Origin of the sequence: Streptomyces sp. NPDC006997 (genome assembly GCF_040635175.1) — a bacterium.
GTDB lineage: Bacteria > Actinomycetota > Actinomycetes > Streptomycetales > Streptomycetaceae > Streptomyces.
Window position 1 is genome coordinate 1 of sequence record NZ_JBEYHH010000021.1, and the last position, 24,602, is coordinate 24,602.

The following is a 24,602-nucleotide window of genomic DNA, read 5'->3' on the forward strand; positions in this document are numbered from 1 at the left end:
GAAGAAGATCCGCAACGCCCAGAAGCAGAAGGTGCCGTTCATGGTCATCGTCGGGGACGACGACATGAACGCGGGCACGGTGTCGTTCCGACTGCCACCGGTCCCCGCCGCGCTGTGCGTCGTGGGTCGGGCGCGGCTCTCAGACCAGGCCGTGGCGTACGGCGTGGGCGACCGCGTGGGCGCGGTTGCGGGCCTGGAGACGGGCCATGATCTCGTAGACGGCGTTCTTGACGGTGTGTTCGGAGCAGTCCAGCAGCAGGGCGATGTCCGCGTTGCCGTGCCCCTCGGCCATCAGGCGCAGGACCGAGGTCTGCCGGGCGGTCAGCGCCGACACGCCCGGGGCGGGCGTCCGGCCCGGCGTCAGCAGGAGGGACAACTCCGGGTAGGGGATGCTGTGTTGCGGCAGGGCGGCCCGGTGGACGGCCCTGGTCAGGCTGTCCACGGTGAGGTCGGCGCCGCCGAGCACGACCGCTCCGGCGCGCAGGGCCCGCAGTCGGCCGCCGCGGCCGACGGAGTCGCAGACCAGCAGCAGCGGCCCGGGGTGGCGCGCGCCGCACAGGGCCTGTTCCGGGGTGGCGGCGGCGATGACGGTGACGGTCCTGTGGGCTGCGTACGCGCCCTCGCCGGGGAGGAGTCCGGCCCGTTCGGCGAGGGCGCGGACCCGTTCCGCTCCCGGGCCGGGGGCCACCCGTACGGTCACGGCGGGGGCGCGGGTGACGGGCGGTTCGGTGAGGGTCGCGGTCACAGCAGGCCCGCCCGGAGCGCGTAGGCGACCGCGTGGGCTCGGTTGCGCAGCCGGAACCGCCGGGTGATGTCGTGGACGACGGTGGTCACGGTCCGCGGCGAGTAGGCGAGCCGCTGGGCGATCTCGGCCGTCTCGTGGCCCTCGGCGACCAGGCGCAGCACCGAGCGTTCCCGTTCGGAGAGCATCCCGTCGCTCCAGCCGCCGGAGCCACGGGCGTCCGTGTCCGGCCGGTCCAGGAGCTGTTCGAGCAGGCCGGGCGGCAGCGTGCAGTCGTCGCGCGCGGCGGCCAGCACCGCGTGGGCGAGGCGGGACACGTCGGTCTCACGGCGCAGCAGCAGGCCGCGGGCGCCCGCGGCGAGCGCGTGCAGGACGTCCCCGGCGGCGAGGGTGCTCGCCACCAGGACGACGGCGGGACGGTGGGTCTGGGTGCGGGTCGCGCGCACCATGTCGAGTTCGGCCGGACCCAGCCGGTCGACGGCGAGGACGGCGACCCGCGCGTCGGCGGGCTCGCAGACGGTCAGTTCGGGGTGGACGAGCAGGGTCGTACGGGTGCCTGCTTCCAGCACCGGGTCGAGGGCGACCACACTGACGGCTACGGGTGCTCCCATCTGCTGCTCCTTGGAAGATCGGCCGCCCGGCCGAGGTGGTGGGGGCGGTGGGGCGTGGGGACTTGGGAACACCGTGCCGTTCCCGCCGGTGCGACGGCATCGGTAGACGGACCCCACCTTTCCGCCCGGGGGGCGGGTGGGTGGGGGGGCTCCCGTGGCGGGGGCGGGTTCCGCGCGGGTGGTGGGGGGCGGTGCGGTGTCCGGAGGTGGGGGCGCCAGCCCGTGGGAGGGGGCGGGTATGGGGGACGGGCGCGTCACCGGTCCCCCTGGAGCGCCGGGTACACGCGGTCGCGTTCCCCCTGTGCGGGGTCCGTGGGGGCGTGCGCCACCTGCGGTTTCCCCGGTCCCGCCGGATAGCGTGCGGCCCCCTCCCCAGGGGTGGGGAGGGGGCCGCGGAGAATATGGGGGACGGTTACCCATGTGGGGGTCGTAGGGAGTCTGCGACCTTCTTTCTCGTGACCGACACCACCAGCCTCCCGACTCCCCGGACCGCCGGACTCCCCGCCACCTGGTGGGCCCCGGCGCTGACCCTCCCGGAGCGGCTCGCCGCCCCCGGGCTCCCCGAGGCGTCCACCGGAACCGACGCCCCGGGGCCGATGCCCTGGACGGCCGGGGACGCGGAGGGCTTCGGCCTGCGGCTGGCCAGACTGGGTGTGGACGGCGGCACGGCCGCCGCCCTGGCGGCCGAGCCCGCCGAGCGGCTGGCCGCGCGGACCGCGAAGCCCGACTGGGCCGCGTACGCGGAGGCGGTCCTGGCGGCGGCGCCCGAGACGCTCCCGCGGGTCGAGGTGGCGGGCGAGGGCCCGGACGTGTTCGCCCCGGCGGTACGGCCGGTGGTGACCGCGACCGCGGCGCGCCTCGCGGAGCTGGTGGAGCGCGGCGACAGGAACGACTCCGGTGACAAGGGCGGCGCGGGCCTCACGGACGCCGAACGCGCGGTCTGGATGGGCGCGTTCACCGAGGCGCTGACCCGCCAGCTGGTCCGGCAGGCCGCCCGCACCCTGGTCCAGGAGCTGCACGCGGCGCGGCGCTCCGGGCAGCTGACGGGGGCCGGTCCGCGCGAGCGGTTCGCCTCCTTCGTCTCCGCCACCGGCACCCGGCGGGGCCTGACGCGGCTGTTCGCCGCCTACCCGGTGCTGGCCAGGATGCTCGCCCGGACCGCCCTGGACGCCCTGGTGGCCGTCGCGGAACTGATCGCCCGCTTCCAGGCCGACCGGGCCGCCCTGACCGAGACGCTGCTGGACGGCCGGACGCCGGGCGCGCTCGTCCGGGTCGACCTGGGCCGGGGCGACGCCCACCAGGGCAACCGGTCGGTGGCGGTGCTGTGCTTCGCCGACGGCACCCGGATCGTGCACAAGCCCCGGCCGCTCGACCAGCACGCCCTCCTCGACACCCTGGTCGACTGGCTCAACGCCAAGGTGCCCGGTCTTGGCCTGCGCACCGCGCGCACCCTGCGCCACGGCACGTACGGCTGGCTGGAGTTCATCGAGCACCGCTGGTGCGCGTCGGTCACCGAGACGGACGCCTTCTACCGGCGCCAGGGCGCCCTGCTGGCCCTGCTGTACGCGGTGGACGGCGCCGACATGCACTACGAGAACGTGATCGCGCACGGCGACCAGCCGGTCCTGGTGGACGCGGAGACGCTGCTGCACACCGGGCTCGGGCAGGCGCTGACGGCGGGCCCCGACCCGGCCGCGGACGCCCTCGCCGCCTCCGTGCACCGCACCTGTCTGCTCCCGCACCTCCTCATCGGGGACCACGGCGCCCTGGACATCTCCGCGCTCGGCCGGGACACCGACGGCACCTTCCCCAGCGAGGGCCTGCGCTGGGAGGACAGCGGAACGGACACCATGCGGGCCGTGCGCGGCCCGCTGCCCAGCCCGGCCGCGCGGAACCATCCGCTGCCCGCGGGTACGTCCCTCACCGGGGCCGACCACACGGCGGCGCTGCTGGAGGGGTTCCGCGGCGCCTACACCGCGATCGCCGCGCACCGCGCCGAACTGCTGGACGACGGCGGCCCGTTGGCGCGCTGGGCGGACCGCCCGGCCCGGCTGATCGCCCGCCCCACCCGGCTCTACGCGACGCTCCTTGAGGAGTCCGCCCACCCGGCCCTGCTGGGCGACGCGCTCGCCCGGGAAGGGGTGTTCGCGGTGCTGTGGACGGAGTCCGAGCACGACCCGGCCCGGGAGCGGCTGGCGGAGCACGAGGCCGCCGCCCTGTGGCGCGGCGACATCCCCCTCTTCACCCACCGGCCCTCCGGCACCGCGGTCCGCGCCGACGACGGCACCACGCTGCCCGGTGTGCTCCCGGTGGCGGCCATGGCCGCGGTGCGGCGGAAGGTCGCCCGGATGGACGAGGTCGACTGCCACGACCAGGAGTGGATCATCGCGGCCACCCTCGCGGTACGCGGCGCGGGCTCGGCGCCCGGCCGTCCGCGGTCCGAACTCGCGGCGGCCTCGGTGCCGCCCGTGGCGCCCGAGCCGTCCCGGCTCCTGGCCGCCGCGTGCGGGATCGCCGACGTGATCACCGCCCGGGCGGTGCGGGACGGCTCGCGCACCAACTGGATCGGCCTGGAGCGGGTCGCGGGTCCCCACTGGGCGGTGCTGCCGATGGGCGCGGGGCTCGCCCAGGGGTACTGCGGGGTGGCGCTGTTCCTGGCCCACACCGACGCGCTCGCCGGAGCGGGACGGTACGCCGCGGCGGCCCGTGACGCCGTACGGCCGCTGCCCGCGCTCCTCAAGGCGCTCGCCGAGGACCCCGAGCTGTGCGAGGCCGCGGGACCCGGTGCCTACGACGGCCTCGGCGGGATCGTGTACGCCGTGGTCCGGCTGGCGGCGCTGCTCGACGACGGGCTGCGGGCGTGTCTGCCGGACGCGCTGACCGCGCTGGGCCACGCCGCGGTGGCGTGCCCCGACCCGGGGCTCGCCCAGGGCCGGGCCGGCGCGCTGGCCGCCGCCGTCGCCGCGTACGAGGCCACCGGCGACCCGGTGGCGCTCCGCCTGGCGGACGGCGTGGCGGACCTGCTGCTCGGCACACCGGCGAACGCGGCCGACGGGCAGGGCACGGCGTCCGGGTCCGGGTTCGCCGACGGTGCCGCCGGGATCGCCTGGGCGCTGTCGCGGTACGCCGCCCAGCGGCCCGAGCGCGCCCACCGGCCCACGGAGGCGGCCCGTGCCCTGCTCGGCGGTATCCCGCGGGCCGACGACGACACGGACCTGTCCTGGTCGGCCGGGCTGGCCGGACGGACGGTCGCCGGGCTGCTCCAGGGCGCCGCCGCCGACCTGCCGGAGGCCACCGCGCGACTCGTGCACGCCCCCACCGGCACCGACCTCAGCCTCGGCCACGGCGCCCTCGGCAGGCTGGAGGCGCTGGCCACCCTGGCCGCCGACGGCGACCCCACGGCCGTCTCCGCGCTGCACCGGCACAGCGGTCACGTCCTCGCCCTCGTCGAGGCGCAGGGCCACCGGTGCGCCACCCCCGACCACGTTCCCTCCCCGGGGCTGATGACCGGGCTGTCCGGCATCGGCTACGGGCTGCTCCGCCTGGCCCGCCCGGAGACCGTTCCCTCGGTCCTGCTCCTGCACCACCCCACGACCTGACCCCTGAGCACCACGGCATCCCCCACTCCCACCCCCTCCACCCCACAGAAGGGACAACCGTCATGGACCAGCACCTCACCGCCGCCGACGCCACCGCCGAGACCGCCACCACCACCGCCACCACCGAGCTGGACGCGGCGGGCGGCATCACCCTCTCCGGCCGCAACCGCGCCTGCGCCCGCGCCCGCGTGCTGGCCGGGATGGTCCTGACGAGCGGCGTCGTCATCACGCTGAGCACCCTGGACACCTCGGTCTCCGGCCCCAGCTGACGGACCGGCAGCGACCGCCCCGCGTGCTGGCGCGGGCCCGCCCGGCGGGCCCGCGCCGCCGCGTTCCCGGCGCCGCCCCGCCCCGACGCGGCCTGCCCCCGCGCGGATCCGCCGATTATCATCTCGGTCCATGCCTCCCCACACGCCTTCCCTGGTCGGCCGGGACACCGAACTCACCCGTCTCGAAGGCGCCATGGCCGAGGCGAGGCGAGGCCGCGGCGGTGTCGTCTTCCTGGTCGGCGAGGCCGGGGTCGGCAAGTCGCGGCTCGCGGCGGAGGCCGTCGGCGGGGCGCTCGACTCCGGGATGCGGGTGCTGCGCGGCCGGAGCAGCACCACGGGCCCCGCCGTGCCGTTCCGGCCCCTCACCGAGGCGCTGATGTCGCTGTTCCGCGGCGGCGACCCCGTGGACGACCTCGCGCTCGGCCCGTACCGCCCGGTCCTGGGGCGGCTGATCCCCGACTGGGACACCGGGGAGCGCGACACCAGTTCCATGGTCATCCTGGGCGAGGCGGTGCTGCGGCTGTTCATCGCCGCCGGGCGCGACCGGGGCCACCTGCTGCTCCTGGAGGACCTGCACGACGCCGACCCCGAGACGCTCGGGGTGCTCGAGTACCTGGTCGACAACCTGGAGCACACGCCGGTCCTGCTGGTGGCGACCGTGCGTACGGACATCAGTGACGCGCTCGACCTCGCGCAGTCCGCCCGCCGCCGGGGCGCCGCCACCCTGATCGAGCTGGCGCCGCTGTCCGAGCCGCAGGTGCGCGAGGTGATCGCCGCCCAACTCGGCGTGGACGGCCCCGACGACGTGCCCGCCGAGGTGCTGACGCGGCTGTGGGAGGACAGCGCGGGCAGCCCGTACCTGGTCGAGGAACTCCTCCAGTCGATGATCGGCTCCGGCACGCTCGTCCAGGCACCGGACGGCTGGCGTGCCGTCGGGGACCTGCGCCGTGACGTTTCCTCGACGCTGGCCCGCGGCATCGTGCGCCGGGTCGACCGGCTGGGCGCCCAGGGCCTGATGCTGCTGTCGGCCGCGGCCGTCCTGGGCCGCCGGTTCCCGCTCTCCGTGCTCCAGCGGATGACCGGCGTCGACGACCGCACCCTCCTCGGCCATCTGCACGCGGGCGTCGCCGCCCGGCTGGTCGTACCGGACGAACCGGCGCCCGACTGGTACTCCTTCCGCCACTCCCCCACCGTGGAGGCCCTGTTCACGCAGATGACACCGGGTCAGCAGGCCGACCTGGCGCGGCGGGCCGCCCAGGCGGTCGAGGAGCTGCACCCGGGGCTGGAGGGTGACTGGTGCGCGCTGGCGGCCGGGCTGCGCTGCGCGGCGGGCGACCGGGTCGAGGCCGGGCGGCTCTACGCCGACGCGGGCGGCCGGGCCCTGACGGCGGGCGCGCTGAACTCCGCCGTGACGCTGCTCAGTCGCGCCGAGGGCCTGCTCGCGGACGCGGACGACCCGCAGGCACGGGCGGCGGTGCTGGAGAACCTGCTGCCCGCGCTCGCGGAGGCGGGCGACTTCGCGAGCGCCTTCGACCTGGTGGACGACCTGCACGCGCTCGGCGGCGCCGGACTGAGCGAGGTGCGCCTGGCCACCCTGCACGCCCGGCTGGCCAAGGTGGCGCACCTCGCCGGGCGGTGGAGCGACGGCAACCGGCAGATCGCGCGGGCCCGCGAGGTGCTGCGGTCCACGTCCGACGAGACGGCCGCCCCGGCCGTGGCGGCCGTCGACGTCACGGCGGCCTACCTGGCCCTGGACACCCCCGGCCCGGACCGCACCCAGCACGCCGAGAAGCTGGCCCGCGCCGCCGCCGACACCGCGGAGCGGCACGGGCTGCCCGTCGTCGCCTGCCAGGCGTGGGAACTGCTCGCCACGGTGGCCAGGGAGCGGGACCCGGAGGAGTCGGCGGCCATGCTCCAGCAGGCGCTGACCACCGCCGAACGCCACCGGCTGCCGTTGCAGCGCATGTACGCGGCGACCCGGATGGGCGGCAACGCGTGGCTCGCCGAGGGCGACGCCTCCGGCCTGCTGGCGGCCCGCGCGGAGGCGCTGCGGCTGGGCTCGGTGAACATCGTGCACACCGTCGACGGCATCCTCGTCCTCGACTCCGTGCTGCGCGGCGAGGAGGAGGCCGCGCGGTCCGCCGCCGACGCGTGCCTGGCCGTGGTCCGACGGCTGCGGCTGGCGCCCGCCGTGCGCTACGTCCTGATGGCGCGGGCCACGCTGGAGGCGCACCGCGGGGACCGGCCCGCCATGGAGGCGGCGCTCGCGGCGTTCACCGAGTGGGACGGCGCCGGTTCCCAGGAGGAGCCGCTCAGCCTGGGCCTGGCGCGGGCGTTCTGCTCGCTGCTTGAGGAGAACCGGGAGCAGGCCCGCGCGGAGCTGGCGACCGTGCTGGAGCTGGAGGCGGACAACCCGTCGACGTACCACCTCAGCGGCACGCACGGCCTGGTGCTCCTGCTGGACGCGCTGGCCGGGGACGCGGACCGGGTCCGGCACGAGGAGATCACGGCGACCGCGATGGCCCGGATGCGGTGGAACCGGCAGTTCGTGGGACTCGCCGAGGCGGTGCTGCTGGGGCGGGAGGGCGCCGGGGAGCGGGCGGCGGCGGCCGTGGAGTCGGCGCTCGCGGTGGCACGGCCGTACCCGCTGGCGCGGCACCTGGGGCTGCGACTGGTCGCGGACGCCGCGCACCAGGACGGCTGGGGCGATCCGGTGGGCTGGCTGCGGCGGGCCGAGCACTACTTCCACGAGCGGGACGTCCCCGCCGTCACCGGGGCCTGCCGGGCGGGGCTGCGCCGGCTGGGCGCTCCGGTGCACCAGCACCGCAGCGGTACCAGCGGCATCCCCGAGGAACTGCGCACGCGGGGCGTGACGGTCCGGGAGTTCGACGTGTTCCGGCTGCTCGCGGAGCGGCTGAGCAACAAGGACATAGCGGACCGGCTGTTCATCTCGCCGCGGACGGCGGAGAAGCACATCGCGAGCCTGGTCACCAAGACGGGAGCGGCCAACCGCGCGGACCTGTGCGCGCGGTCGGCCGCTCTGCGGGACGCCTGAGGACCGTCCCCCCGTACGCGCTACCGCATCTCGCGTACCGCGCGGGAGCCGAGCACCGCCAGACCGGTGGCGGCGAGGACCGCGGCGACCACGCCGAACAGCGCCAGGTGGCCGGTGCGGGCGAGGGCGCCGCAGAGGATCAGGGAGAGCGGGGCGGCGGCGTAGCCGAGGACCATGTCGACGGAGACCACGCGGGTGAGGACGTCCTGCGGGATGTTCCGCTGGATCCAGCTGAGCCCGAACACGCCCTGGTAGCCGATGGCGAAGCCCATGGCGAGGACGGTCACCACGACGACCGGGGTGCTCTGCGCCAGGCCGAGGACGGCCATCCCGGCGCCCAGCCAGCCCGCGAGGGCGGCCACCAGCAGGCCCACCCGGGGCCGTCCGCCGACGGCGCCGCCGACGAGGGTGCCGAGCACGGCGCCCCCGGCGAGCGACCCGTTGAGGATGCCGAGGGTGGCCGAGCCGCCGCGCAGCACCTGGTCGGCGAGGGTGGCGAAGCCGACCGTGAAGGGGCCCGCGTAACAGAAGTTGACGGCCGTGTCGAGGGCGACGATGGTGCGCAGCCGGGGGTCGCGCAGGGTGTAGGCGACGCCCTCGCGGATCCGGGCGCCCAGCGACGGTCCGGTCTTCGACGTGCCTGACTCCGGCTTCTCGGGGCGAGGACGGGTGCGGATGCGGGACACGCACAGGCCGCACAGGGCGAAGCAGGCGGCGTCGACGAGGAAGGCGACCGGTGCCTGGCTGAGGGCGATGACCACACCGCCGACGGCGGGGCCGAGGACGGCGGCCGTCCGGGCCCCGGCGCCGAGCAGGGCGTTGGCCGGGGCGAGCAGGTCCTCCTCGACCACCGAGGGCAGGATGGAGACGCGGGCGGGCTGGAAGAAGGCGTCGACGGCGCCGAACCCGGCCGCCGCCGCGCACAGCATCCACACGGTGAGGTCACCGGTGAGTCCGACGACGCCGACCGCCGCCATCAGCGCCGCGCGGATCCAGCTGGAGACGACCATCAGGGTGCGGGTCGACCAGGTGTCGCCGAGGGTGCCGCCGACCAGGGTGAGCAGGGCGCGCGGTACGGCCTGGAAGGCGAGGACGTAGCCGAGGGTGAGGGTGGAGCCGGTCAGGCTCAGGGTGATCCAGGAGAACGCGACGACGCTGAAGCCGTCACCGAGGAGGGAGAGCGCCTGCCCCGTCCACAGGAGGCGGAAGGAGCGGTGCCGTACGGGCGCCCACAGCCGCGGCCGGTCCGCGGCGAGGGTGGTGGCCATGGGGTGCCTCTCTTCGAAGGGACGCGTGGGTCAGTAGCGGACGGGCAGGGCGGTGAGGCTGCGGTTGAGCAGGGACGGCTGCCAGGTGAGCCGCTCCGGGTCGGTGAGGGCCAGCCCCGGCCGCTCCCGGACCAGCGTGCGGACGGCGCTGACGGCCACCAGCCGGGCGAGGGCGGCGCCGATGCAGAAGTGGGCGCCGAAGCCGAAGCCGAGGTGGGTGGCGCCGGTGCGGGTCACGTCGAAGCGGCCGGGGTCGGGGAAGCGGGCGGGGTCGCGGTTGGCGGCGGCGGTGACGAGGAAGATCCGGTCCCCGGCGCGCAGGGTGTGGCCGTCGAGTTCGAGGTCTCGGGCGGCGGTGCGGATCGACATCTTGGACGGGCCGTCCAGGCGCAGCGTCTCCTCCACCGCGCCCTGCGCCAGCTCCGGTTCTCCGCGTACGGCGGCCAGTTGGTCGGGCCGGGTCTGCAGGGCCAGGACGGTGTTGGCGATGAGGTTGCTGGTGGTCTCGCCCCCGGCGAACGCCATCTGGGTGAGCAGGCCGACGAACTCCTCCTCGGTGACCGAGTCACCGACCCGGCCCTCCCCCAGGACCTGGCTGATCAGGTCGTCGCCGGGTTCGGCACGGCGTCGGGCGACGAGGTCGCCGAGGTAGTCCTCCAGGCTGACCAGGGCCTGGAGGGAGGCGCGGTACTCGCTCTCCTCCTGGGCGGTGCCGAGGACGAGGTCGGCGACGCGGGTGTTCCAGTACCAGAAGGAGGGGCCGTCGGTGGGCGGGATGCCGAGCCAGCGGGCGAACACCAGGGCGGGCAGCGGTTTGGCCACGTCGGCCATCAGGTCCCCGGTGCGGCCCGGGACGGCCTTGCGGGCGAGGACGGCACGGGTCGCCTTCTCGGTGAAGGCGCTGTAGCGGGCGACGGCGCGGGCGGCGAACGCCTCCTGGAAGACCTGCCGCAGCCGCCGGTGCTCGGGCGGGTCGTTGAAGACCATCCAGCGCGACAGGATGCCGAAGGCGCGCTCGGCGTCCGCGCGGGCGCCCTGCGGTACGGCGTCCATCAGCGGCCGGACCCGGTCGGCGGAGACGGCCCGGTCCCGCAGGCAGCGCATGACCTGGTCGTAGCCGGTGACGAGCCAGGCGTGGTGCAGCGGGCTCCACCGCACCGGGGCGTCGTCGCGCAGGGCGTCGAGGTGGCCGTAGGGGTCGGCGACCATGTCGGGGGCGAGCAGGTAGCGCTCGGTGAGGGCGGGGGCGTGGGTGGTCATCGCGCGTCCTCCGTCTCCAGGGCGGTGAGCAGGTCGGCGATGCCGGTGACGCGGGGCTCGGCCATCATCGACATGTGGTCGCCGTCGGTGATGTGCAGGGTGAGTCCGCCCCGGGCGGTCTCGCGCCAGCGGGCCACGTAGGTCTCGTAGTCGACGTCGAGTCCGGGCATCACGCGGCCCCGGGGCAGGTTCGCGGCCTCGCTGCCGACGACGAGGTGGATGTGGCCGGGGTAGGGGCGGACCTCGTAGGCGGCCAGGGCGGCGAGCAGGGAGTGCCAGACCTCGATGGGGGCGTTCTCGACGAGGGCGGCCTCGGCCGGGCTCATCCCGGCGCCGAGGAGGGTGGCGGTGAGTTCGGCGGTCACCTGGTCGCGCCGCGCGGAGGGGGGCAGTTCGCGCAGCCGGTCCCGCAGCCGCAGGGCCTGGCGCAGGTCGCGGGTGACGCCGTCGAGGCGGGCCCGGGCCGCGGCGTTGGGCAGGTAGGGCTCGACCAGGACGAGCGGGGCGACGGGGTGTCCGGCCCGGTGCAGCTGGGTGGCCATCTCCAGGGCGATGTTGGCGCCCATGGACCAGCCGAGCAGGGCGTGCGGGCCCGCCGTGCCGCGGTCGGTCATCTCGGCGGCGTAGTTGGCGGCGATGCCGGTCACGGTGCTGGGGTCGACGCCGCCGAGCAGGCCGCGGGCCTGGAAGGCGTGCACGGGACGGCCGGGCGGCAGCGCCCGGGCCAACGGCACGAACCAGGTGGCGCTGCCCCCGGTGGGGTGCACGCACCACAGGGGTTCCCCGGTGCCCTCGCGCAGCCGCACCTCGGAGGTGACGGCGGCGGGCAGGGCCTGGCCGGCGGCCCGGGTGGCGTGGGCGGCGAGGCGGGCGAGGGTGGGGTGTTCGATGAGGTCCCCCACGGTCACGGGCAGTCCGCGCCCGGCGGACATCAGGGAGACGCGGACGGTGGACAGGGAGCTGCCGCCGATGCGGAAGAAGTCGTCGTGGACGCCGATCCGGGACAGGCCCAGGACCTCGCGCCAGATCTCGGCGAGGATCCGCTCGGCCGGGGTGGCCGGGGCGACGTACTCGGCCTCCGGCTGGTCGAGTTCGGCGGGCGGCAGCGGCAGGGCGCGCTTGTCCGTCTTGCCGCTGCGGTTGACGGGCATCTCGTCCAGGACGACGAACCGGGACGGCAGCATGTAGGCGGGGAGGGTGGTGCGCAGGGCGCCGCGCAGGGCGTCGGGGGCGGCCTGGTCGGCGTCGTCGGTGACGAGGTAGGCGACGAGGGCGGGTTCGCCGCCGGGCAGGTCGGTGCGGTGCAGGACGACGGCCTGGCGGACGCCGGGCAGGTGCCGGAGCGCGTGTTCGATCTCGCCCAGTTCGATGCGGAAGCCGCGGAGTTTGACCTGGGCGTCGCGGCGGCCCAGCCACTCCACCGAGCCGTCGGGCCGGTAGGCGCCGAGGTCGCCGGTGCGGCAGAGCCGTTCGCCGGGCGCGCCGTAGGGGTCGGGGACGTAGGTGGCGGCGGTGAGCGCGGGCCGTCCCAGGTAGCCGCGGCCGACGGCCTGGCCGCCGAGGTGGATCTCGCCGGGGACGCCGACCGGGACGGGCTGGAGGTCGTCGTCGAGGACGTGGATCCGGGTGTTGCGGATGGGGGTGCCGACGGGCGGGCGGCCCCGGCCGGGGGCGAGGTCGGCGGCGACGGACCAGACGGTGGTCTCGGTGAGGCCGTAGACGTTCTGGAAGCGTCGGCCGCGTGACCAGCGGTCGGCGAGCGCGGCGGGGCACTCCTCGCCCGCGACCTGGAGGACGCGCAGGTCGGGGAAGGTGTCCTCGCCGAGGACGGCGAGCGCGCTGGGCGGCAACATGCCGCCGGTGACGCGGGCCTCGCGCAGGGTGCGGGCCAGGTCGGGGCCGGGGCGCAGGTCCTCCTTGGGCGCGGTGACGAGGCGTCCGCCGTTGGCGAGGGCCCAGGTCAGTTCCAGGATGGAGGCGTCGAAGCCGAAGGAGGCGAACTGCAGGACGCGGTCCTCGGGGGTGGGTTCGACCAGGTCGCGCTGGCCTTCGAGCATGTTGGACAGGCCGCGGTGCGCGATGGCGACGCCCTTGGGGCGGCCGGTGGAGCCGGAGGTGTAGATGAGGTAGGCGAGGGTGTCGGCGTCGGCCTCCCGGCCGGGCACCGGTCCGACCGGTTCGGCGGGCGCGTCCAGGCAGATCGCCGGGCCGTCGAAGGGCACGGCGTCGGCGAGGGCGCGCTGGGTGAGCAGGACCTTCATGCCGCTGTCCGCGGCCATGAACGCGAGCCGCTCGGTGGGGTGCTGCGGGTCGAGCGGGACGAAGGCGCCGCCGGAGCGGAGCACGCCGAGGGCGGCGCGCACCCAGTCAGGACCCCGGTCGACGCAGATGCCCACGACGGTCTCGGGGCCGACGCCGAGCAGCCGCAGCCGTCGCGCGATCTGCTCGGCCTGCTCGTGGAGTGCGCCGTACGTCAGCGGCTGGCCGCGGTGTTCGACGGCGACGGCGTGCGGGGTGCGGGCGGCCTGTGCGGCGACGTGCTCGTGGAAGAGCAGCGGGGAGGACGGCAGGTCGGGGCCGCTGGCCCAGTCCAGGACGGTGGCGCGGGCGGCGCCGGTGGCGGTGGGCCGCCGGACCCGGGCGCGCGGGTCGGCGGTCATGGCCTCCAGCTGGGCCACGAAGACGTCGGCGACCTGCTCGGCGGTGGCGGGGGCGACGTAGGCCGGGTCCGCGTCGAGGGTGAAGGCGTTGACGCTGGCGTTGACCAGCAGCGGGAACATGGTGCGGGCGATCTCCAGGGAGTCGTCCCAGGAGTCGTGCGCCAGGCGGTGGAAGTTGACGTAGTTGAAGACGGTGTCGGTCAGGTCCGGCTCGGTGGGCCGCAGTTGGGCGATGCGGACCAGCGGGACCCTGCGGTGCGGCAGCATCTCCTGCTCGGCGCGGAAGACGTCCCGCAGGTGGGTGAGCCAGTCGCCGCGCGGCCGGTCGACGCCGAACGGGACGGTGTTGAGGAACAGCCCGCGCATCCGGTCGGCGCCGGGTACCTCCGGGCGGCCGTTGGTGACCAGGCCGACGCTGTGGCCACGCACGCTGTCGTCGCGGTCGGCGAACAGGCTCATGGTGTGGTGGAAGGCGGTGAGCAGGACGGTACGGCGGGGTACGCCGGCCTCCTTGGCGAGACGGCCGATGCGTTCGGTGAGGTGGGCGTAGGAGCGCCGTACCTCGTGTACCGGCGGCCCGTCCGCCGCCCCGGCCTCGGTGCGGCGGCGCAGGGTGACCGGGCGCAGCTCGGCGAGCCGGTCCCGCCAGTAGGCCAGGGACTCCTCGCTGTCCAGCGCGGCCCGCTCCAGGGCGACGTACTCGGCGAACGCGGGCACGGTCGGCGGGCGCGGCGCGGCGCGGTGGGTGACGGCCTCCCGGTGCAGGGCCAGCAGGTCGGCGACGAGGGAGGTCAGGCTCCAGCCGTCGAGGACGACATGGCAGTCCGTGAGGACGAGGCGCAGGTCGTGGTCGGTGACGTGGTGCAGGTGGATGCGGACGAGGGGCGCGGCGGCGAGGTCGAAGCGCCGGTCGAACTCCTCGTCGACGAACCGGCGCAGCCGGGCCCGCTGCTCCTCGCGGGGCAGGCCGCGCAGGTCGGTGTAGCCGACGGGCAGGTGGGCGGCGCGGTGCACGAGTTGCAGGGGTTCGCGGTAGCTGACGAGGTCGACGGAGGTGCGCAGGATCGGGTGGGCGGCGACGAGGGCGTCCACGGCGGCCTGGAAGGCGGCGGCGTCGAAGCCCTCGGGGACGCTGATCTTCAGGTCGGTGACGTTGTGGTAGGCGCCGCGCCGGGGGTCGGCGAGCATCTCGTGCAGCATCCCGGCCTGGAGCATGGTGAGCGGGTAGGCGTCGGCGAGGCCCTCGGGCAGCCGGTCGGCGTCGGCGCGGTCGAGCTGGGAGAACGGGGCGACCGGCGCGGGGGCGTCGACGGCCTCGGTGGCCTGGGCGGCGAGGTCGGCGAGGGTGCGGGCGCGGAAGACGTCGGCGACGGTGAACGCGAGACCGGCGAGCCGGGCCGTGCCGACCAGGCGCAGGGCGAGGATGGAGTCGCCGCCGAGGTCGAAGAAGTTGTCGGTGCGGCTGACCTGCTCGACGCCGAGGACCTGGCCGAACACCTCCGCCAGCGCCCCCTCGGTCGGTCCCTCGGGCGCGGCGTACGCGGCCGGTCCGGTGGTGGTGGGGCGGACGGCGGTGAGCGCGGCGCGGTCCACCTTGCCGTTGGCGGTCAGCGGCAGCCGCTCGTGGCGGACGAAGAGGGCGGGGACCATGTACTCGGGCAGGGTCAGCCGCAGCCGGTCGCGCAGCGCGGGGGCGTCCAGGGGGCGGCCCTCGGGGGTGACGACGTGGGCGACGAGGCGGGCGGTGCCGCCGTCGCGGCGGGCGACGACCGCGGTGTCCGTGACGCCGGGCAGGGCGCGCAGGGCGGTCTCGATCTCGCCGGGTTCGATGCGGTAGCCGCGGATCTTGACCTGGTGGTCGGCGCGGCCGACGTAGGCGAGCTGCCCGTCGGGCAGTACCCGGACGAGGTCGCCGGTGCGGTACATGCGGGTGCCGGGGGCACCGAACGGGTCCTGGAGGAAGCGCTCGGCGGTCAGCTCGGGCCGGTTGCGGTAGCCGCGGGCGACACCGCCGCCGGACACGTGGAGTTCCCCGACGCCGCCGTGCGGGACGAGGCGGCCCCAGGCGTCCAGGACGTAGCCGTGGGCGGCGGTGAGCGGGCGGCCGATCGGTGAGCGGACGGTGCCGTGGACGTCGTCCTCGGTGAGGGTGCGGATCGTGACGTGGACGGTGGTCTCGGTGATGCCGTACATGTTCACCAGCGCCGGGCGGTGGCCGGGTGCGGTGAACCAGTCGCGGTAGTCGCGTACGTCGAAGGCGTCGCCGCCGAAGACGACGGTGCGCAGGGCGAGGTCGGAGAAGTCGGCGCCGGTGTCGCGGAGGTGGGCGCGCAGGCCCTTGAAGGCGGCGGGCGTCTGGTTGAGGACGGTGACGCCCTCGTCCCGCAGCGTCCGGTGGACGGCGGCCGGGTCGCGGACCTCGTCGGCGCCGAGGACGACGACGCGTCCGCCGGTGGCCAGGGGTGCCCACAGCTCCCAGACGGAGAAGTCGAAGGCGGGCGAGTGCAGCAGCGTCCACACGTCGTCGGGGCCGAAGTCGAAGTGCCGGTCGGCGGCGCCGAGCAGCCAGGCCAGGTTGCCGTGGGTGATCTCGACGCCCTTGGGGCGGCCGGTGGAGCCGGAGGTGTAGATGACGTAGGCGAGGTCGTCGTGGGCGGGGACGGTGTCCTCGGCGCGGTGCGGGGCGTCCTCGGGGCCGGGGGTGCCGAGGTCCAGGAGGCGGGCGGGGAGTCCGTCGACGGCGGGGCGGGTGGCGGTGTCCGTGACGATCAGTGCGATGCCGGAGTCGGTGACGGTGAACTCCCGGCGTGCCTTCGGGTGGGTCGGGTCGAGCGGGAGGTAGGCGGCTCCGGCCCGCCAGACGGCGAGGAGGGCCACGGCCAGGTCGGGGGTGCGGTCGAGGCAGACGCCGACGAGGTCGCCCGGGGTGACGCCCGCGGCGCGCAGCCGCCGGGCCAGCGCCGAGGCGCGGGCGTCGAGCTGGGCGTAGGTGAGGCGGCGTCCGGAGCCGGTCACGGCGACGGCGTGCGGGGTGCGGGCGACGTGGTCGGCGAGGCGGTCGGCGGCGGTGCGCGGGGCGGGCGCCGGGGCGGCGGCGTCGAGGGCGCGGGCGGGGCCGTCCGGTCCGAGCAGGTGGGCGCGGTCGGCCGCGCTGAGCGGGTCGACCGTGCTCAGCGGGGCGTCGGGGGCGGTGTGGAACGCCTCCAGGAAGCTCACCGTGTGCCGGGCGAGCGCGGCGACGGACTCCTCGGCGAAGAGGTCCGGCCGGTAGACGAAGGCCAGTTCGGTCCGGCCGCCGCCGTCGCGCAGGTCGAGGGTGAGGTCGAACTTGGCGGTGGTGAGGTCGATCCGGTGGGGGGTGCCGGTCGCCGCGCCGAGGGCGAGGGTGCCGGAGCCGGTCTCGGTGTGCGTGTAGAGGACCTGTACGAGCGGGTTGCGGACCAGGTCGCGCTCGGGGCTGAGCGCGTCGACGACCTTCTCGAACGGCAGCGACTGGTGGGAGAACGCCTCCAGGACCCGCTCCCGGGTGCGGGCGAGCAGCGTGGCCGGGGCCGGGTCGTCGGAGAGGTCGCCGCGCAGCACGAGCGTGTTGACGAAGAAGCCGACGACGTCCTCCGTCTCGGCGCGATCGCGGTTGGCGACGACGGTGCCCACGGCGATGTCGTGCTGCCCGCTGTGGAAGGCGAGCGCGGCCTGGAACGCGGCCAGCACCGTCATGTACGTCGTCGTCCCGGCGCGGCGGCCGACGGCGGCGAGGGCGTCGGTCAGGGCCGGGGGCAGCAGGACGGTGTGGACGGCGCCGTGGCTGGCGGGCCGGTCGGGGCGGGGGTGGTCGGTGGGCAGGTCCAGTGGGGTGAGTCCGGCCAGCCGGGCGGTCCAGTGGTCGAGGGCGGCCGACTGGTCGTCGGCGCGCTGCCAGATCGCGTAGTCGGCGTAGTCCAGGGGCAGTTCGGGCAGGTCCGCCGGGCGGCCCTCGCTCCTGGCCCGGTACAGCTCGGTCAGGTCGCGTACGAGGAGGTCGAGCGACCAGCCGTCGGAGACGATGTGGTGCATCCCGAGGACCAGGACGTGGTCGTCGTCGGCCGCGCGGACGAGGGTGGCGCGGAACGCCGGTTCCCGGGCGAGGTCGAAGGGGCGCAGCGCGGCGGCGTGCACGGCGCCGTCCAGGTGCCGGGCGCGGTCCCCGCCCGGTGGAGCGCTCACGTCGACGACGTCGAGTACGGCGTCGGGGGCGGGCAGCACCCGCTGGTAGGGGACGCCCTCGTGTTCGGGGAAGACGGTGCGCAGCTGCTCGTGGCGGGCGACGAGGTCGGCGACGGCGGCGTGCAGGGCGGGCACGTCCAGGGGGCCGGTGAGGCGCCAGGCCGCCGGGAGCAGGTAGGTGGGGGCGCCGGGGTCGAGCCGGTCCAGGAAGTACAGGCGTTGCTGGCTGGCGGAGAGCGGGGTCCGCTCCGGGCGGGGCCGGACCCGGACGGGGCCGTCGGCGGGGGCGGCGGCCTTGCCGCGCAGCCGCTGTTCGAGCAGCCGCCGGGCGGCCGGGGACAGGCCGCCGCCGCTGGTGAGGGGTCCGGGGCGCACGTCGGGCGTGGTCATGGGGCACTCCGATGTCAGGTCGGTGAGGGGCGGGCGGTGCGGCGGCGCGGGCTGCCGGGCGGGACGGCGGACGGGGCGCGGGGCCGCGAGGAGGGGCCGGGACGGGGGCGCGGGCGCCCCCGCGGGGTCGGCGGACGGGGCGCGGGCCGCCCGCGGGACCCTCGGACGGGGCGCGCGGCCGGTCAGAGGTCGGCGGTCAGGGACAGGTCGATCTCGTCGTCGCTCATCTGGGAGATCAGCTCCAGCAGGCGGCGTTCGACCTCGGCGGCGAGCCGTTCCACGGTGGGGTGTTCGAAGAGGTCGCGGACCTGGAGGGGGCAGTCGAAGGCGGTCCGCAGCCGGGAGGCGACCGAGACGGCGCGCAGCGAGTGGCCGCCCAGGGCGAAGAAGTCGTCGTGGACGCCGACCCGGGGCAGGTCGAGGACCTCGCACCAGATCTGGGCGATGACGGTCTCCGCCGGGGTCCGCGGCGGCACCAGGGTGTGCGGCTCGCGGGCCGCGGGCTCGGGGAGGGCGGCGGTGTCCAGCTTGCCCTGCACGGTCAGCGGCAGCGCGTCGAGCAGGACGAACGCCGACGGGACCAGGTAGTGGGGCAGGTGGGCCCGGCAGTGGTCGGCGAGGGACTCCTCGGAGAGGCCGCGTCCGGCGACGTAGCCGACCAGGGCAGGTTCGCCGTGCGCCGACGTGCGGACGAGGACGGCGGCGCCGTGCACGCCGGGACAGGCGCGCAGGACGGCCTCGCTCTCGCCGGGCTCGACCCGGAAGCCGCGGATCTTGACCTGGTCGTCGTTGCGGCCGAGGAACTCCAGGTCCCCGGAGGGCAGTCGGCGCACGATGTCGCCGGTGCGGTAGAGGCGTCCGCCGGGTCCGCCGTAGGGGTCGGGCACGAACCGTTCGGCGGTGAGGGCGGGCCGCCCGAGGTAGCCGCGGGCCAGCTCCGGGCCGCCGACGAGGAGTTCGCCGGGGACGCCGTACGGGGTCAGCTCACCGCGGGGGCCGACGACGTAGGTGCGGCGGCTGCCCAGGGCGCGGCCGATGGGCACCCGGCCGTCGGGACGGGCGCCGGCCCGGTGCGCGGTGGCGGAGATGACCGTCTCGGTGGGGCCGTAGGTGTTCACGACGGGCACGCCGGGCAGGTGCGCGAACCAGCGGTCCAGCGGGTCGGCGGGCAGCGCCTCCCCGCCGGTCACCAGCAGCCGCAGGGTGGCGAGCCGGGGGGCCAGCGCGTCCAGGCGGGCCACGAGTTCGACCCAGTAGGACGGGGTCAGTTCCATGACGGTGATCCCGGTCGCGGCGACCCGGTCGGCGAGTTCCTCCGGCGCCCAGATCGTGTCGGGCCGCACCACCACGCTCGCGCCGACGCTGAGCGCGGGCAGCGTCTGTTCCAGCGAGGCGTCGAAGGAGGTCGAGGCGAAGGTGAGCACCCGGTCCCGGTCGGTCAGCGCGAACGTCTCGCGGGCGGCGGCGACATGGGCGTCCAGGGCGTGGTGCTCGACGCCGACGGCCTTGGGCCGTCCGGTGGAGCCGGAGGTGAAGATGACGTAGGCGAGGTCGTCGGGGCGGGGGGTGTGGCGGGGGCCGTCGGGCAGCGGTGGGGTGGTGTCGGCGTCGACGGCGCGGGTGCCGAGGGCGGCGACGACGTCCCGGGTGCCCGCGTCGCACACCACCTGCCGTACGCCCGCCTCCTCGATCATGTGGCGCAGGCGGCGCGTGGGGAGCCGGGGGTCGAGGGGGACGTAGGCGCCGCCCGCCCGCCAGACGGCGAGCATCGCGGCGACGGCTCCGGCGCCCCGGCCCGTGCACACGCCGACCGGGTCGGCGGGACGGGTGCCCGCGGTGGTGAGCGCGGCGGCGATACCACCGCTGCGGGCGTCGAGGTCGGCGTAGGTGAGGGTGGTGTCCTCGCAGACGACGGCGGTCGCGTCGGGCCGCCCCGCCACGGCGAACGGCGGCGCCGGGGGGACGGCGCGTCCGGCGTGGGCGAGCAGGTCGGCGCGGTCGGCCGCGGAGAGCAGCGGCGCCTCGTCGACGCGGACGTCCGGGGTGTCGAGGAGGGTGTGCAGGAGGCGGCCGGTGTGCTCGGCGAAGCGGGTGGCGGTCTCGGGGTCGAAGAGGTCGGCGGCGTACTCGACGTTGAGGGCGAAGCCGCCGTCCCGGATGACGAAGGTGGCGGTCAGGTCGAACTTGGCCGAGCCCCACGGCAGGGTGAGGTCGGTGGCGTCCAGGCCGGGCAGCGGCTGGCGTCCGGCGGTGCCGTCCTGGACGTCGACCATGACCTGGAAGAGCGGGTTGCGGGACAGGTCGCGTTCGGGGCGCAGCCGTTCGACGACCTTCTCGAAGGGGACGTCCTGGTGGTCGAAGGCGCCCAGGACGACGTCGCGGACGCGGTCCACGAGGGTGCCGAGGTCCGGCCGTCCGCCCAGGTCCGTGCGGAGGACGACCGTGTTGACGAAGAAGCCGACGAGGGGCTCCAGTTCGAGGCGTCCGCGTCCGGCGACGGGGGTGCCCACCGAGATGTCGCTCTGGCCGGTCCAGCGGGCCAGGACCGCCTGGGCGGCGGCGAGCAGCACCATGAAGCGGGTGGCGCCGTGCTCGCGGGCGCAGGCGTCGACCCGGTCGACGAGGTGGTGGGGCAGGGCGACCTCGACGGCGCCGCCCCGCCCGGTGAACGCGGCGGGCCGGGGCCGGTCCGTGGGCAGGTCGAGTGCCGGGGCGCCCGCCAGGGTCTCCTCCCAGTAGGCGAGTTGGGGCTCCAGGGCGCCGCTGTCGACGCGGTCGCGCTGCCAGACGGCGAAGTCGGCGTACTGCACGGGCAGCGGGGGCAGGGCGGCGGGGCGGCCCTGGGCGCGGGCGTGGTAGTGCTGGGCGAGTTCGTCCAGCAGGACGTGCTTGGACCAGCCGTCGGTGACGGCGTGGTGCAGGGCGATCAGGACGACGTGGTCGTCGTCGGCCAGTTCCCACACGCCGGAGCGGAGCAGGGGCGGCCGGGCGAGGTCGAACCGGCGGGTGGCGTAGGCGGCGGCGCGGGGGCGGAGCGCGTCGACGCGGCGCGATCCGTCGGGGTCGGGCCCGTCGGGGCGCTCGGGGACCCGCTCCCAGTGCAGCGGGACGCCGACCGGGTCGCGCACCTCCTGCAGGGGGCGGCCGTCGGTCTCGGTGAGGGCGGTGCGCAGCACCTCGTGGCGGGTGACCAGGTCGTCGAGGGCCTGCTGCCAGGCGGTGCGGTCGAGGCCGCCGCGGACCCGCCAGCAGTACCACAGGAGGTAGGAGTCGCCCCGGTCGGAGGTGCGGTCCAGGAACCACAGCCGCTCCTGGGCGAAGGACAGCGGCAGCGGTCCGTCGCGGTCGACGGGCACCACGTCGGTGGCGCCGGAGGCGCGGGCGGCGGCCACGCGGGGGGCGAAGCCGCGCACGGTGGGGTGCTCGAAGACGGTGCGCAGTTCGATCTCGCGGCCCAGGCGCTGGGCGATCCGGGAGACGGCCATGGTGGCGAGCAGGGAGTGGCCGCCGAGGTCGAAGAAGCCGTCGTCGAGGCCGACCCGGTCCAGGCCCAGGACGTCGGCCCACACCTCGGCGACGATCCGCTCGGTCTCGTCGCGCGGCGCCGCGTAGGCGGGTCCGGCGGCGGCCCGCTGGTGCCCGGGGTCGGGCAGCGCGGACCGGTCGAGCTTGCCGGAGACGCCGACGGGCAGGGCGTCCAGGACGACGAAGTCGGTGGGGACGGCGTACTGCGGCAGGTGCTGTGCGCACCAGGCGCGCAGCGCGGCCCGGTCGGGGACGGCCGGGGCGTCGGGGGCGGGGACGACGTAGCCGGTGAGGCCGCGGCCGGTGGCGCGGTCGGGGCGGGCGGCGGCCTGCGCGACGAGCGGGCAGGCCCGCAGCACGGTCTCCACCTCGCCGAGTTCGATGCGGAAGCCGCGGATTTTCACCTGGTCGTCGCGGCGGCCGAGGAACTCCAGGTCGCCGTCGGGGGTCCAGCGCACGAGGTCGCCGGTGCGGTAGAGGCGGGCGCCGGGCGGGCCGTAGGGGTCGGGCACGAAGCGGTCGGCGGTGAGGGCGGGCTGGTTGAGGTAGCCGCGGGCCACCTCGGTGCCGCCGATGAGGAGTTCGCCGCCGACGCCGACCGGGACGGGCGCGCCGTCGGGGTCGACTACGTGCACGCGCCGGTCGCCGAGGGGGCGGCCGATGGGCACGGTGTGGGCGGGTGGGTCGTCGGCGTCGTCCGCGTCGTAGGTGGTGGCGGTGACGGTGGTCTCGGTGGGGCCGTAGGCGTTGCAGACGCGGACGTGGGGGACGGCGGCGCGCCAGGCGGCGAGCGTGTCGGGTGGGACGGCCTCGCCGCCGAGGACGAGGAGCCGCAGGGTGGCGAGGGCGGCGGCGAGGCGGCGGTCGAGGCAGTGGGTGAGTTCGGCCCAGTAGGTGGGTGGCACGTTGACGACGGTCAGGGCGTGGCGTCGGACGATCTCGGGGACCTGGGTGGGCAGCCAGGGCTCGTCGGGGCGCATGACGACGGTGGCGCCCGCGGTGAGGGCGGGCAGCACCTGGTCGAGGGAGGCGTCGAAGGAGAACGAGGCGAAGGCCAGGACGCGGTCGGCGGCGGTGATGCCGAAGCGGGCGCGGGCGGCGGCGACGTGCGAGGCGAGGGCGGCGTGTTCGACGCCGACCGCCTTGGGGCGCCCGGTGGAGCCGGAGGTGAAGATGACGTGGGCGAGTTCGCGCGGGTGCGGCCGGTGCCGGGGGCCGTCGGCGGCCGGGGCGACGGTGGTGACGTCGACCAGGACGGGGGCGAGACCGGCGGCGTCGGCGGCGGTCGCCGGGTCGGTGAGGACGCAGCCGAGGCGGGCCTCCCGGGCCATGAACCGCAGCCGCTCGGCGGGGAGTTCGGGGTCGAGGGGCACGTACGCGCCGCCCGCCCGCCAGATGCCCTCGATCGCGGTGACGGACCACAGGCCGCGGCGGACCAGCACGCCCACCGTGTCGCCCGGCCGGACGCCCTCGGCCCGCAGCCGGGCGGCCAGACCGCCGGTCAGGGTGTCGAGTTCCGCGTAGGTGAGGCTGTCGTCGCCGCACCGCAGCGCGACCGCGGCGGGGCTGCCGGAGAAGGCCGGGTACGGGGCCGGGGTGGCCGGGCGGTCGCTGGCGCGGTGCCAGTCGGGGCGGGGCCGGGCGAGCGCGCCGGGCCGCGCGGGAAGGGCACGGGCCAGCTCCCGCACCGGGGTGCCGGGTGCGGCCAGGACGGCCCGGAGCAGGGCCACGTACGCGTCGGCGAAGACGCGCATGGTGGCGGCGTCGAACAGGGCGGTGGCGTACTGGAGGAGGGCGGCGACGCTGCCGTCCGCGCGCAGCGTCAGGTCGAGGAAGACGTCCAGCGGGGTCTCGGTCAGCGGCGGTTCGACGAGGGACACGTCCAGGCCGGGCATCCGCACCGGCTGGATGGGCGCGTTGAGGAGGGTGAACGACGCCTGGGCGAGGGGGTGCCGGGACAGGTCGCGGGAGCCGCCGAGCGCGCCCACCACCAGGTCGAAGGGGGCCTGGGCGTGGGCGAGGTCCACCGGGACCCGGGCGCGCACCCGGTCCAGGAGGGTGCCGAAGTCCGGTGCGCCGCCGAGGTCGGTGCGCAGCACGACGGTGTTGACGAGCGGGCCGATGACGGTGTCGGCGCCGGGCCGGGCGCGGTCGGCGAGGGTGCTGCACACGGCGATGTCGTCGTGGCCCGCCCACTGCCCGAGCAGCGCCTGGTAGGCGGTGAGCAGGACCATGTACCGGGTGGCGCGGCGGGAGCGGGCGAAGGCGTCGACGGCGGCGACCAGGTCGGCGGGCAGGTCGAAGCGGACGACGTCGCCGGAGCCGTCCCAGGTGCGTGGGCGCGGCCGGTCGGTGGGCAGGTCGAGCGGGGCGAGGCCGGACAGCCGCTCGCGCCAGTGGGCGAGCAGCCGCTCCAGACGGGGGCCGCGCAGCCGTTCGCGCTCGGCGCGGGCCAGTTCGGGGTAGGCGACGGCGGGCGGGGCGACGGGGTCGCCGCGGTACCCGGCGGCGAGTTCCTCCAGCAGGACGCCCCACGACCAGCCGTCTACGGCGATGTGGTGCACCTCGACCAGCAGCAGGTGCTCGTCGGGCGCGACCCGGCCGAGGACGGCGCGGACCGGGTGGTGCGCGGCGAGGTCGAGGGGCCGTCCGAGGTAGCGCGCGTAGAGGTCGTCGGGCCCGGTCGCCTCGACGCGTTCCAGGGGGATGCCGTCCGGGGCGTCGACGACCGGGACGGGTTCGCCGTCCACGGCGGTGAACCGGGTGCGCAGCACCTCGTGCCGGTCGACGACCGCGGCCAGCGCGCGGTGCAGCCGGTCCGGGTCCAGGGGGCCGCGCAGCCGCAGGACCAGCGGGAGCGTGGACCCGCTGGCGGAACCGGCGAGCTGGTCCATGAACCACAGTCGGCGCTGCGCGAAGGACGCGGTGCGGGTGTCGACGCCGTCCAAGGCCCTCTCGGGGGCCGGTCCTGATGTCACTGTGAGCCTCCAAGCCGTCTTTCGCAGCAGACTGCCGCCGAC

The 24,602-nt window shown here is 76.2% G+C and carries 9 protein-coding genes and 1 pseudogene; 4 read left to right on the plus strand and 6 right to left on the minus strand.

Going from position 1 to position 24,602, the window contains the following annotated elements:
• Positions 1-7: 7 nt before the first annotated feature.
• Positions 8-79, plus strand: a pseudogene (locus tag ABZ659_RS21585) (His/Gly/Thr/Pro-type tRNA ligase C-terminal domain-containing protein); the annotation flags it as partial.
• Between the two features lie 60 nt (positions 80-139).
• Here the strand turns inward: ABZ659_RS21585 and ABZ659_RS21590 are convergent.
• Positions 140-745 carry a LuxR C-terminal-related transcriptional regulator gene (locus ABZ659_RS21590; RefSeq protein WP_360222365.1) on the minus strand — a complete coding sequence of 202 codons (606 nt, stop codon included), beginning with the start codon at positions 743-745 and terminating at the stop codon, positions 140-142.
• Positions 742-1,353 carry a response regulator transcription factor gene (locus ABZ659_RS21595; RefSeq protein ID WP_360222368.1) on the minus strand — a complete coding sequence of 204 codons (612 nt, stop codon included), beginning with the start codon at positions 1,351-1,353 and terminating at the stop codon, positions 742-744. Before ABZ659_RS21595 ends, ABZ659_RS21590 begins: the two co-directional genes overlap by 4 nt.
• Before the next feature lie 455 nt (positions 1,354-1,808).
• Between ABZ659_RS21595 and ABZ659_RS21600 the strand changes: the two genes are divergently transcribed.
• The 3 genes from ABZ659_RS21600 to ABZ659_RS21610 all read left to right on the plus strand — a co-directional run bounded on the left by ABZ659_RS21600 (position 1,809) and on the right by ABZ659_RS21610 (position 8,276).
• Positions 1,809-4,952, plus strand: coding sequence for a type 2 lanthipeptide synthetase LanM family protein (locus ABZ659_RS21600; protein WP_360222371.1), 3,144 nt, complete (start codon positions 1,809-1,811; stop codon positions 4,950-4,952).
• A 62-nt stretch (positions 4,953-5,014) separates the two neighbouring features.
• Positions 5,015-5,221, plus strand: coding sequence for a hypothetical protein (locus ABZ659_RS21605; RefSeq protein ID WP_360222374.1), 207 nt, complete (start codon positions 5,015-5,017; stop codon positions 5,219-5,221).
• Between the two features lie 130 nt (positions 5,222-5,351).
• Entirely contained in the window at positions 5,352-8,276 is a 2,925-nt protein-coding gene (locus ABZ659_RS21610; protein WP_360222377.1) for an AAA family ATPase, read from the plus strand.
• A gap of 20 nt (positions 8,277-8,296) precedes the next feature.
• Here ABZ659_RS21610 and ABZ659_RS21615 read toward each other — a convergent pair whose 3' ends face one another.
• From ABZ659_RS21615 to ABZ659_RS21630, 4 genes are all read right to left on the minus strand, one after another.
• Positions 8,297-9,544 (minus strand): MFS transporter, encoded by a 1,248-nt coding sequence (locus ABZ659_RS21615; RefSeq protein WP_360222380.1) that lies wholly within the window; start codon positions 9,542-9,544, stop codon positions 8,297-8,299.
• Between the two features lie 30 nt (positions 9,545-9,574).
• Positions 9,575-10,804 carry a cytochrome P450 gene (locus tag ABZ659_RS21620; RefSeq protein WP_360222383.1) on the minus strand — a complete coding sequence of 410 codons (1,230 nt, stop codon included), beginning with the start codon at positions 10,802-10,804 and terminating at the stop codon, positions 9,575-9,577.
• A complete protein-coding gene (locus ABZ659_RS21625) occupies positions 10,801-18,057 on the minus strand; it encodes an amino acid adenylation domain-containing protein (protein WP_360222386.1) in 7,257 nt (2,418 codons plus the stop codon). Before ABZ659_RS21625 ends, ABZ659_RS21620 begins: the two co-directional genes overlap by 4 nt.
• Positions 18,058-18,239: 182 nt before the next feature.
• Positions 18,240-24,560 (minus strand): amino acid adenylation domain-containing protein, encoded by a 6,321-nt coding sequence (locus tag ABZ659_RS21630; protein ID WP_360222389.1) that lies wholly within the window; start codon positions 24,558-24,560, stop codon positions 18,240-18,242.
• Positions 24,561-24,602 lie beyond the last annotated feature (42 nt).